Annotated in this window: 11 protein-coding genes; 3 read left to right on the top strand and 8 right to left on the bottom strand. The window is 33.4% G+C overall.

Translation table 11 applies throughout. The features are described from left to right. Positions 1 to 108 precede the first annotated feature (108 nt). Positions 109 to 849 (top strand): LPS export ABC transporter ATP-binding protein, encoded by a 741-nt coding sequence (gene lptB / locus G3A47_RS08465; RefSeq protein ID WP_026982881.1) that lies wholly within the window; start codon positions 109 to 111, stop codon positions 847 to 849. Positions 850 to 945: 96 nt separating this feature from the next. Here the strand turns inward: lptB and G3A47_RS08460 are convergent, their stop codons facing one another. Both G3A47_RS08460 and G3A47_RS08455 read right to left on the bottom strand, forming a co-directional pair. Beyond that, positions 946 to 1,800 carry a glycoside hydrolase family 25 protein gene (locus G3A47_RS08460; RefSeq protein WP_166921729.1) on the bottom strand — a complete coding sequence of 285 codons (855 nt, stop codon included), beginning with the start codon at positions 1,798 to 1,800 and terminating at the stop codon, positions 946 to 948. Positions 1,801 to 1,814: 14 nt separating this feature from the next. After that, the gene (locus tag G3A47_RS08455) at positions 1,815 to 2,525 is read right to left on the bottom strand and encodes a CDP-alcohol phosphatidyltransferase family protein (protein WP_166921728.1); all 711 of its coding nucleotides are present in this window, start codon (positions 2,523 to 2,525) and stop codon (positions 1,815 to 1,817) included. 192 nt (positions 2,526 to 2,717) lie between these two features. On the opposite strand from G3A47_RS08455, the gene G3A47_RS08450 reads away from it, so the two are divergent. Continuing rightward, entirely contained in the window at positions 2,718 to 3,785 is a 1,068-nt protein-coding gene (locus tag G3A47_RS08450; protein WP_458294224.1) for a putative type IX sorting system protein PorV2, read from the top strand. Between the two features lie 37 nt (positions 3,786 to 3,822). Continuing rightward, on the top strand, positions 3,823 to 4,959 hold the full coding sequence (locus G3A47_RS08445) for a lipoprotein N-acyltransferase Lnb domain-containing protein (RefSeq protein WP_166921727.1): 1,137 nt from the start codon (positions 3,823 to 3,825) through the stop codon (positions 4,957 to 4,959). Between the two features lies 1 nt (position 4,960). Here the strand turns inward: G3A47_RS08445 and G3A47_RS08440 are convergent, their stop codons facing one another. The 6 genes from G3A47_RS08440 to G3A47_RS08415 all read right to left on the bottom strand — a co-directional run bounded on the left by G3A47_RS08440 (position 4,961) and on the right by G3A47_RS08415 (position 12,282). Next, complete coding sequence (locus tag G3A47_RS08440) at positions 4,961 to 6,355, bottom strand: exopolysaccharide biosynthesis polyprenyl glycosylphosphotransferase (protein WP_166921726.1); 1,395 nt, start codon at positions 6,353 to 6,355, stop codon at positions 4,961 to 4,963. A 65-nt stretch (positions 6,356 to 6,420) separates the two neighbouring features. Further along, the gene (locus tag G3A47_RS08435; protein ID WP_166921725.1) at positions 6,421 to 7,770 is read right to left on the bottom strand and encodes an O-antigen ligase family protein; all 1,350 of its coding nucleotides are present in this window, start codon (positions 7,768 to 7,770) and stop codon (positions 6,421 to 6,423) included. A 4-nt stretch (positions 7,771 to 7,774) separates the two neighbouring features. Next, positions 7,775 to 8,845, bottom strand: a complete 1,071-nt coding sequence (locus tag G3A47_RS08430) for a glycosyltransferase (protein WP_166921724.1) — start codon at positions 8,843 to 8,845, stop codon at positions 7,775 to 7,777. Then, positions 8,842 to 9,972, bottom strand: coding sequence for a glycosyltransferase (locus G3A47_RS08425; protein WP_306783633.1), 1,131 nt, complete (start codon positions 9,970 to 9,972; stop codon positions 8,842 to 8,844). Before G3A47_RS08425 ends, G3A47_RS08430 begins: the two co-directional genes overlap by 4 nt. Positions 9,973 to 10,022: 50 nt before the next feature. Continuing rightward, on the bottom strand, positions 10,023 to 11,126 hold the full coding sequence (locus G3A47_RS08420) for a glycosyltransferase family 4 protein (RefSeq protein WP_166921723.1): 1,104 nt from the start codon (positions 11,124 to 11,126) through the stop codon (positions 10,023 to 10,025). A gap of 1 nt (position 11,127) precedes the next feature. Further along, positions 11,128 to 12,282, bottom strand: coding sequence for a glycosyltransferase family 4 protein (locus G3A47_RS08415; protein WP_166921722.1), 1,155 nt, complete (start codon positions 12,280 to 12,282; stop codon positions 11,128 to 11,130).

Below are 12,282 nucleotides of genomic sequence, written 5' to 3'. Positions count from 1 at the left end.
TATTTTATTTTATTTTGCCTTTTAAAGATAACCCGGTAAGTTTTAATTATCTAATTGACACATTACTAAAATTATCAAATGATCAAATTGACTATCTAATTAAAAAAAATGAAGCTAAGAGCCGATAATTTAATCAAAACCTACAAAGGACGTAGTGTTGTAAAAGGAATTTCTGTTGAAGTTAATCAAGGGGAAATTGTTGGGCTTTTGGGACCAAATGGTGCCGGAAAAACGACCTCTTTTTACATGATTGTGGGATTGGTAAAACCAAATCAGGGGAATATCTATCTTGATGATCTGAACATTACCGATTATCCGATGTACAAACGTGCACAACAAGGAATTGGTTATTTGGCGCAGGAAGCCTCTGTTTTTAGAAAATTGAGTATTGAGGATAACATTCTAAGTGTTTTGCAATTGACTAAACTTTCTAAAGAAGAGCAAATTGCAAAAATGGAAAGTTTAATTGAAGAATTTAGTCTGGAACACATTCGTACCAACCGAGGTGACTTACTTTCGGGTGGTGAGCGTCGTCGTACTGAAATTGCCCGTGCACTGGCAACAGATCCTAAATTTATTCTGCTGGACGAACCTTTTGCCGGAGTTGACCCCGTTGCCGTTGAGGATATCCAGCGAATTGTAGCCCAATTAAAAAACAAAAATATCGGAATCCTAATCACCGACCACAACGTACAGGAAACTTTAGCCATCACCGATAAAACATACCTAATGTTTGAAGGAGGAATTCTAAAAGCCGGAATACCGGAAGAACTGGTAGAAGACGAAATGGTTCGCCGTGTGTATCTCGGACAAAACTTCGAGTTACGTAAAAAGAAGCTGGAATTCTAAAAAGTTATATATGAATGGTAAAAAGTAAAATGTTTGTTTTTCTTTTTACCATTTTTCTTTTCACACTCACATCTTACATTTCACATTTCACAAAAATCAATCAACCGTTATAAACTGCAACTGCTGTAAATCTCCATTATAGATATTTACATCAACTGTTGTTTTTATACCCGGTACAGTTGCTTTCTCTGTAAATTGCCAGAAAAGCCAGTCCTCCTCTATTCTTTCGCGGTAGAAATTATAATTGGCAATCCAAAACAAATACTCTCCGAATTCGTCTTTCAGAAAATCAGCATAATATCGTTCACCGCTATAAATAATCGGACGTACTTTATAATGATCTTCCACTTTAAGCAACCAACGTCTCAGGCCTTTTTTAAGACTGTCCAGGGATTGGTTTTTGGGAAGCTTTTCGATATCTAAAACCGGAGGCAGGTCACCCTTCTCTAATTTTACGGTTTTAATAAACAGATCTGCCTGTTCTATAGAATTCTCATTGGGACGGTAATAATGATAGGCCCCTCTGATCATCTTGTTTTCTTTGGCGCCGATCCAATTTCGTTTGAATTGGAAATCTTTTCTGTCTCTACCTACAGTTGCTCTGATAAACACAAAATCTATCGGATATTTTTGTTCTAAAGTATCGACATAGGACCAACTGATTTTTTCTTGATATTCGGATACATCAATACCAACGGATTTTCCTTGATGTTTGGCCAGAACCTGAAAGTTCCGAACATCTGAAAGTCGTTTGTCTTCAACCTCTTTTTCTGAAACCTTATGTGATTTAAAACCAAAATAATAGGCCAACCCTCTGCGATAGTGATAGGCCGCTGCCAGAAAAAGTCCAATAAAAGCAAAAATGGATATGTAGCGAAATAATTTACCAATCAAAGAACCTGAGTTTGATTTTTGATTGTAATTTTTCTTTTTAGCCGGTTTTCTTTTCATTCAATAAAAACTAACTACTTTTTTAAAAAGATATTATTTACTACTGATAATAACACATAAAAAACAATGATTACCGGAATTGCCATATACTGAAGTACGAACAGTAAAATAAGGGAAATCAACAAAAATGCTATTTGAAGTGCATTCCCTTTTACACTCATTTTTTTTATTTTTAAAGAAAATAATGGGATTTCAGCATTCATAATATAAGCACTACACAAAGCAATCACCAATAAAATCCATTGATTGGTCAGGATTTCCAGCACTAGTAAAGAATCTGAAAACTTTAATACCAAAGGCAAACTCAAAATAAATAAGGCATTGGCTGGTGTTGGCAAACCAATAAAAGAATCCGTCTGACGCGTATCAATATTAAAATTAGCCAAACGGTAACAAGAACCCAAAGTCACTATAAACCCGAGGAATGGAATAAAAGCATTTGTTCCTATATCGTGTGCACTATCGGTAAACAAACTAAACATTACATAACCCGGCACAACACCACTGGTTACCATATCTGCCAAAGAATCTAATTGCAGTCCAAGCGGGCTGGAAACTTTGAATAATCTGGCAAAAAAACCATCGAAAAAATCAAAAAAGATACCCAAACAAACCATGTAAAAAGCCATTAAATAATTGGCTTCTGAAACATAAACAACTGCAATGCAACCGCAAAAAAGATTGATTAATGTAATTAAATTAGGAATGTGTTTTTTAATATTCATCTTTGTTAAATTTTGATAATCGTGAGCAACAAATTTAGTACAATAACTGCATCCGAAACACGTTTTTTAAGCAGTTTTTTGTCTAAATTTTTGAGTTTCGCAATATTTATCAAAATCAACAAATTAGATGATTAAAATATTATATTTTTGATAAAATTTAAAACAGACCCCGGTTTACAAAAAAAATATCCGTTGAAAAAACTTTTCGTGCTTTTACTATTTTGGAGTTTTGCTACACAATACGCACAAACTATTCGAAAATACTCGAATGAGTTCATGAATATTGGTGTTGACGCTGCCGCACTGGGAATGTCTAGTGCTGTTGTTGCCTCTACAAATGATGTAAACTCTGTTTACTGGAACCCTGCCGGACTGACGCACCTTGAAGATCACCAGATTTCCTTAATGCACGCCAATTATTTTGCCAACATTGCCCAATACGATTATATCGGTTATGCAAGCCCGATTGATGAACGAAGTGCCTGGGGAATTTCGATGATTCGCTTTGGTGTTGATGATATTATGGACACTACAGAATTAATCGACAATCAGGGAAATATAGACTACAACCGAATTCGTTTATTCTCAACCGCAGATTATGGCTTTACATTCTCGTATGCCCGTAAATTGCCGATAGAAGGATTTCAATATGGGGTTAATGCAAAAGTGATTCGTCGTATTATTGGAAAATTTGCTAACTCCTGGGGATTTGGTTTTGATTTTGGACTTCAATTCGAAAAAAATGACTGGAAGTTTGGCGTGATGCTTCGGGATATTACCACTACTTATAATGTGTGGAATATTGATGAGGAAGAATATAAAAAAATCTCTGATGCCATTCCGGGAGAGAATAATACTTTACCGGAAAGTACTGAAATCACTTTGCCAAAAGCACAAATTGGCGTGTCCAGAAAAATAGATTTTCATTACGACTACAGTCTTTTGATTGCTACCAATCTTAATATGCGTTTTGAACAGACCAATGATATTATTTCATCAAAAATTGTAAGTATAGATCCGGCAGCAGGTTTTGAATTTGGCTATACTGACTTGGTTTTCCTGAGAGCCGGAGCGGGAAATTTTCAGAATGTAACACAACTGGACAACACCGAAAAACTAAGTTTTCAACCCAATATTGGATTAGGATTTAAATATAAAGGCATTCAGGTAGATTATGCTTTGACCGATTTAGGCAACCAAAGTACAGCATTGTACTCCAATATTTTTTCGATAAAAGTAGATTTAGGTATCTTTAGATAATAATTACAAACCTTTAAACTTCTTAAAATTTTAAATCATGAAGAAAGTCATTTTTAAAATAACACTTTTTACTTTATTATTATTAAGTTCCATTATTGGTTTTAGCCAAAATGTACCCTTATCAAAAGAAGCTAAAGTTAGTGTTATTACCTGCGGTCTTGGCAATGAAACGTATTCTTATTTTGGACACACAGCCATTCGCGTTGCTGATCCTTCAACCAATATTGACGTTGTTTATAATTATGGTGCTTTTGATTTTAGCACTCCCAATTTTGTCGCAAAGTTTACAAAAGGAGATTTGCAATATTTTGTTGTAGCCCATTCGTACTCCGAATTTATTGACAACTATACCTATGAAAAACGAAGTGTCTATGAGCAGGAATTGCTTATAACACCAGATTTAAAACAAAAACTTTTTGACAAGCTAAATACAACCCTACTTTCTGAAGACCGTTTTTATACCTATAAATTTATTGACAAAAACTGTACTTCGATGGTTGTTGATATTATCAATAGTACTTTAGGAAAAAATACGATTACCAAAAAAGGCGATACAGACATCACTTACAGATCCATACTGTATCCATATTTTGATGGGCACTTTTATGAAAAATTAGGCACAAGCATTATTTTCGGGACCAAAGTAGATCAATTAGGGACACGCATATTTTTGCCTTTTGAATTGAAAAACAGTTTAGAAAAAACTACCTTTCAAAATTATCCTTTGGCCGATAAAAGCAAAACACTTTTGAGTTTCGAAAAAGAAACGCCTTCATCATGGTGGAATAACATCTACACTTACCTCTTTGTACTTGCCCTTGTTTTCTTAGCACGTACCAAACTGGTAGACAAAATCTTTCTTTTGATTTTGTCGTTAATGGGCATCTTTTTTGTCTCTGTTGGATTTTATTCTTTCCATCAGGAACTGTCAATGAATTACAATGTACTTTTATTCAGTCCGCTTTTATTGATTTTGATTTTTCTTTCCATTGCTCAAAATAAAAAATGGACTTATCGATTTGCGGTTTTACATTTGCTGTTTCTAATCGTTTATACCATCTTTATGATCAATAAAGCGCATTTCTTTATTGTTCTGCCAATGATCCTAACCAGTGGTTTTGTCTTAGTACGAGTAGCAATCCGAAACAAAAAACGAATTCCTATTATCATCTAAATTATTGTCCACGATAAAATACGATAGTTGTAATGGTTTTAAAAGTAATGCTCAAATCCAGAAAAACACTTCTATGTTTGATGTAATACAAGTCGTATTGTAATTTTATCAGACTTTCCTCTATCGATTCGCCATAAGAATAATTAACTTGTGCCCATCCGGTAAGGCCCGGTTTTATAACATGCCTTGTTTCATAAAAAGGCATTCTTTGGGCAATTTCATCCACAAAAAACGGACGTTCGGGTCTTGGCCCAATAACGGCCATATCTCCTATAAGAACATTAAAAAACTGTGGTAATTCGTCTATTCTTGATTTACGCATAAATTTCCCAAATGGAGTAACTCGTTTATCTCCTGAAATTGCAAAAGCCACTCCGTTAGATTCTGAATTTTCTACCATTGTTCTAAACTTATATATTTTGAAGACCACTCCGTTTTTCCCCACCCTTTCCTGCGTATAAAACAAAGCTCCCTTATTCCCAATTAAATTTCCAATAAAAATAAACGGAATAAAAAGGAAACAGGCTATGAGTCCAAGAAATGAAAAAAAGAATTCAAAAAAACGAACCTGAAACAAATACAACTTATTGTTGTTACTACGACTAAAGGGGAAGAACCGATAGAAATCTCTTGAAATATAATGTACCGGAATACGTTGTGTTTTACTTTCGTACACTTGTGTATACTCCCTAATTATGTTTCCGTTCTCTAATAAATGTAATAGTTTCTGATACAATTCAGTTGTTATTCCGTCAGTGTTCTGAGAGGCTATTACAATTTCTGAGATATTATTTTTAGAAACAAAATCTTCTAAATCTTCTCTTTTAATCTTTTTCACATAATGAAAACCTAAGTCCTCCTGAACTACCGAATCTGAATTTACAAATCCAACGATTTTATAGTGAGGGTCCACATTTTCAAGTCCCAAAACCAACTCTTCGACCTGATTTTGATCACATATTAAGAGCACATTCTGAACAAATCTATGGGAAGCCAAGAAATAAACATAAAGATATCTCCATGCCAATAATGAAAAAAGAACGGCAAAATAAAACACAACTATTGCAATTCTGTGTTTGGGTAATTCAGGTGATAAAACGGGAGTCAGCAAATAAACAATAACAGTCGTGCTTGCCGTAAAAATGGTACTTTTAAGAATCTGAAATTGGTTGCTTGCCACCTGTAAATTATACATTTCGAATATCGATCCGAACATGAAGATGTAAAATACCAATACGATTTCCCAATAATAATTTGCGCTTGAGAATGAGAAATACTTAAAATCAAAAGTAACACTCAACAAAAACAGTGCACCTAAGACAAAAATGGCATCAAAAATATGAAGTAGTACTTTCCGTTCCGATATTTCGAAATGGATTTTTTTATTTAAAAACATTTATTCTACAGTTTAATTTGGGGGCGGTAATTAACTCGAAGCAAATGTATTACAAAAAAAAGAATTTAATCGAGCGAATTTTCCGCTTTTTCAGGAATGTTAATCTGAACAGAAAGTAATGCTAAAGCGTATATAAAAGCAGGTGCTGCCAATCGCATAGCCGCATGATTAATGGTCAATAGCCAAAAGGCCCAAAACGAAAGTGCAAATACATTCTGTCGATTATTAACAAATAACAAAAGTGGCGTGAATAATAGAATCATCAAATCAATTACACCTAATGTCCCATGCTCTGCCATCATTCGTGTTATCTCATTGTGTGATGCTGCCTCAATTCCTGTTTCTTCCTCCCTAATTTCTTTGTTTTTCCCTACTCCTACTCCTAAGATGGGATTATCGAGAAACATCCCAAGCTCGGTTTCCATAAGAGCTTCGCGACCTGACAATTTACTTTTTTTCTCTCTTCCTGCAGCATCCTGATTAGAATATCTTTTATTAATCAACCCACTGGTTTGCATTGACGAATACCCCCAGACTCCAACACCTGCTAAAAAGGTAAAAATAATCACCAGACCAACTTTCGCCTTAGCCCTAGCGCTTCCTTGTTTATACAAGACAATTAAAAGTAAAACAATCATAACAATACCTGTCATTACTCCTCCTCTTGAAAAAGTAACAATTCCGCGAAAAGCAAAAACAAGAACAAGCAAACCATTAACTAATACCAGTACCCTGCTTTTAGAATTTAACAACAATTGCACAAAAAAAACAAAGATTCCTAAACCTAAAATAGTCGATACCTGGTTTGGTCCAAATCCTCCTGAAGTTGCAAAATTAGATTCTGTTCCTGTAACAACATCTTTAATACTTGGAGAATACAAAAACAGATAAACTGCGATAGATATTAATGGTAAAGACAAAGCTGTTATCACTATTTTTAATCGATCAAAAGTTATTTTTCTTTGATAACAATAAACAGAAGAAATTCCTAAACAAACTGGTCCTGAAATATTGAAAGCTATTGCTTTCCTAATATTAGTATCAAAATTTAAAGAGAAAACAGACAAAATCACACTTGGGATAAGCAAAATCAAAAAGCCCCAATAGATAAATGCTTTATTTGAAAAACCTGAATAAATAATCCCAATAAACATAAAGATTATGACAGTATACTTACCAAATTCATTTAAAATAGCGCCATCCGTCATCCTTAAAAACACCTCAACACTTATAACATATGCCGACATTATAAGTACTTCGTTGTTCTTATTTTTATTTTTTATAATATAGTAAAGTCCACAGATAAAAATCAACAAAGTACATACTTTTGAAACAAGAGGCAGAACAAAAACAAATCCTCCAATAAAAGCATGAAAGAGAATCAAATAAATATATGGCAATGAAGATTTCCCCATCAGATTATTTTTTATAGGCCTGCAAAAGCATTTCAACTATAGTTTTTTCAGAATAGTCCCGCTCTACTTTAACTTTTATATTTTTTGCCAAATCTGCCCTTAGTTTTTCATTTTTGGCTATTTTTTCCATCTGCATCTTTATTTCCATCTGATTTACAGGACTAAATAACAAACCGTTAACTTCATTCTGAACAAGCTCTGAACAATAACCTACATTTGTTGAAACTATCGCCAATTCTGCAAGAGCATATTCCAACAATGTTACCGGAAATCCTTCCTCTGTCGACGCCAAAATACCTACAGAAGCTTGTAACAAAATAGTCTTAACATCATTCTTTTCTCCGTACAAATGTATGTGATTTTCCAGTGAATTAGATTTTATAAAGCTTTTTAATTCTTCTGAATAAGCGTCTAAATAGTCTTTGCCAATCAGATGCAGGCTCCAATCTAATTTATCTAATCTTAAATCGAAAAAAGCTTTTAAAACAAGAATATGATTCTTCGGTTTTTTTAAATTCGCCAAAAAAACCATCCGCTTACCTACTGTTCCTTTTAATTTTGTAATTCCATTAACTTCAGAATATCCAAAAACAAAATTAGGGACAAAAATCACATTTTTACAGTTCATATTTTTCTTGCTCCATTGTTCTAACTGAAGGTTAACAGCAAAAATTGAACTAAAAAAAAAGGAAGCAAAAATCAAAACTCTATTCCGTTTCTTTGACTCTTTGACTCGAGAACCGTAGTGATCATGCCAGATTATTTTAATTGATGGCAAAGTAAATTTTGTTAAAACCGCTATAAAAAAGGAAGAACTATGTGCATGAATAATATCAATTTTATTACTTTTCAAATATTTTCTCAGTCTAAAAACCGCCATAAAATCTATTTTTTTCTCTTTTCTTAAAAAGAGATAAGAAACCTTTTCATCAATTTGATTCAACAATTGCCCTTCTTTTCGGGTAGAAATCAAACCGGAAAACTCAATCTTATTTACCAAAATATTGGCAAAATTAATAGCCATACGCTCTGCCCCACCAGCCTCTAACGAATCTATGATCTGAACAATCCTCATTTTACTAATAACTTTGCAATTTCCGTTTCGAAAAGTGAAGTTGTATATTGTTGTGACCAGTCAGCTGCTAACTTACTTATCGCAAAAAAAACATCCTCCTTTGTAATGATTCCTTCGATTTTTGCTATATCTTCCTCTAAATCCATTTCGAGCAAAATACCTCTATTTCCAAAATCAAGCATAAAAGGTAGACAAGAAACTTTAGTAGCAACAGGCACACATCCCCAAAACATTCCCTCAGCAATAGCTTTAGGCCAGCCCTCGCTTTTAGAGGGCAGTACTACAAAGTGACTTTTTTTATAAGCTTCCGTTACAACTTCTTTACTTTGATTACCCTGTAATATTATATATTCTCCTAATTTATTTTTTTTAATGTAATCTACTAAAACATTTCTTTCAATTCCTTCACCATATAAATTCAAAACAGCTTTTCTTCCCTTTTTAATCAATTGCTCAACCAATTGGACTGCATACATAGGATTTTTACCTGAAACTAAACTTCCCACAAAGATAAATTCTAGAACAGTGTCAAACCCTGGTTTCTCAACAATTTCTTTCTCTGCTTCTGAATAGGTCGCAGTAAAAAAAGGCCTAATATTCTTAGATTGTTTCTCCCAATTACCATAGACTAATACTTGCATATTTCTCGTCAAAAAAGTATTATTTAAAATATATTTTTGCAAACGATATGACCATGGTTGTTTACTTTTGGGGTCCCAGTTTCCTGCATACTTAGCTGTCTTTATTTTATTAGGAAAAAAAATTTGAACCAAACAACCTAGTAAACCAATATTACCCGGGCAACGCAAATGAATATGATCTGCTTTTTTCATTGTCCAAAAGATTCTACAAAGGAGAATAGGCAATTTAAATAATGAACTGCAAATCTTTTTAAAACTAGTAAAATTTAAAGTCGGAATCTTTACAAAGTTTATTTTTTCATGTTCATAAACACTATTAATTGCTGTTGGTCCTGTTTTCAATAATGGCGCAACAATGCTTACTTCATCAACATATTTAAACCAAATATTCATTTCACGGATATAGGGAGCATAACCGGACAAATGAGACTCTTCCTTGTTATGAAGAACATGAGTAATTATCGCAAAGTGTATTGATTTTGGCACTAACCTTATTATTTTGTTATAATTTGTTTTCTTATTACACAACCTTTTATCTAATTTATTTCGATAATTTTCTGAATTACTTTGCAATAGTTTTCCACCTTAAATTTTTTTAAAAATGTTTCTCTCGCCTTAATCCCCATTTCATTTTGCTTTTCAAAATTATTTTCTACTCTTTCAAAGAGCATTACCATTTCTTCTATCATCGGATCAAATTTATAACACTCTGCTCCATCTTTTAGTTCTGAAGCCAACCCTGTATTATTTGAAATCAATAAAGGTGTCTGATTCATCATTGCTTCTATCCCTACCATATTTAAAGCATCAAATTTTGATGGTATAATTGTATAATGACTCTTATGCAGATATTCATCAATTTCGTTATAGGGTAACGCTCCCAGAAAATTAACTATGGGGTTATCAATCGCTAATCTACTAATCTGATCGTATTGACTACCACTTCCTGCAATATTTAAAACAATTTTTGACATTAAAAACTTCTTTTTATACTCCAGAAAAGCGTTAATTAAATCTATAACACCCTTAGACGATTCCAACCTTCCTAAATACGATACTATAATAAAATCTGATTCTATTTTACTTTTCTCTTTAAATCTATCTCGCATTGGGTTTATCACTTTTATCGCATTTGAGCAATTAAAATGATTCTTAAAATCTTCTCTAGCTAAATCTGAAGGGCAAATAACTTGATCTGCAAACCATTTATAAATCAGTTTTTTTCTGTATTTTTTAAAATTCCTTTTTAAAGTGGAACTCGAAACATCCTGCTGAATCTGAGTTGATAATGTATGATAATAGGGAAATGTTTTAACTTTCCCCAAAGAAAGTATTTTGGATACTATCGTGGTAATATTGACATTTACAAAATGACTTATTACAACCGTCGGTTTATACTTTAGATACAATTTTGCAAACCAGAATGCATCCTTAATCCTAACTGGTCTGCTTTCAGTTGGCCAGGAATAAATTAACAATTGTCCATTCTCTATATTTTCTTCAAAAGGATCCCTAAAAAAGGGTCTATGCGAAATAAAGATGACCTTATTCCCTTCGAATGCTAAATGGTGAGCTAAATAATAACTCATAAATGCGAATGAACTTTCTGTGTAATTATGCGCAATTAGAATTGTTCTCATTTTATTCCTTACCAAAAATTTTCATCCTATAAAAGTCAATATTCAGAAGAGCAATAGTCTCTAAACTATGTTTTTCAAGTACCACTTCTCTTGCCGTCTTGCCCATTATAATTGCTTTTTTCTTATTAGAAAAAAACCAAATAATCTTTTCGGCAATATCCTTAGGATCGTGTGGATCGCATAACAATCCTGTTTTATAATTCTCTATTGTCTCGGGTCCGGGACCTAACTTGGTAAAGACAACAGCTTTTTCCATAGCCATCGCTTCCGGTGCGACTAAACCCTGCGTTTCCATATGAGACGGGAATACACAAACGGTAGCTCCCGCATATACCTGTGGTACACTGGTATATGGAATTGCTCCATGAAAACGGATATCCTTTACAACATCTCCTAATTGCGGTAATTCTTTTTCTTTTAGTAACTGTATGTACGAACTACCATCAGGAAAAAACCAGTCTCTTCCATATATTTCCAATGTTGCCTCCGGATATTCTTTTTTTACCAATGGAAAAGCTTGTATTAATTGGCGAATTCCCTTTTTCTCACAGACCGTCCCTACAAAAACAATTTTAGATTCGGGAACTTCTTTTACAATAGGCTGAAATAATGCTGTGTTTATTGGATTATAAATATACCCAACAGGCTTATTAGTATAGCTTAAATATTTTTCGGTGTGGTTTTTTACATATTGAGAAACGGCAATAAAAGCATCGCTGTTTTTAAACGATCGTTTCTCTTGAAATCCCTTCCATTTATTAATTTTTCTGTTTTCACTTTCAGCAAAAAAATGATGGCCTCCGTGAAGTCGAATAATATATTTTATAGCTTTTATTTTACTGATAAAAGCAAGACCCAACTCAGAAGATTCAACAATACTGATAGGGTTGATCTGATGAATTTCTTTTATTTTTTCGTTAATTGCTTTAAAATTAAAATACCAGGAAACCATTTTTACCGTGCTTCGTTTCAAACGATAAATATGTACACCATCTGCGATTTCGCTTTCCTCATTTAAAGTATAATTGATCCCAATTACCGAAACGCGAATTCCTCTCTTGACCAATGCTACGGCTAAAGTCTTCACGAAACTTCCTAGCCCACCATGTGGAAAGCCTTCTTTCGGATATTCGTTTGTTAAGAAGCAAATATGCAT

The sequence above is a fragment of the Flavobacterium poyangense genome (assembly GCF_011751075.1).
GTDB lineage: Bacteria > Bacteroidota > Bacteroidia > Flavobacteriales > Flavobacteriaceae > Flavobacterium > Flavobacterium poyangense.
Note: the sequence above shows the minus strand (reverse complement) of the source record. Positions and strands in the feature narration are given on the sequence as shown.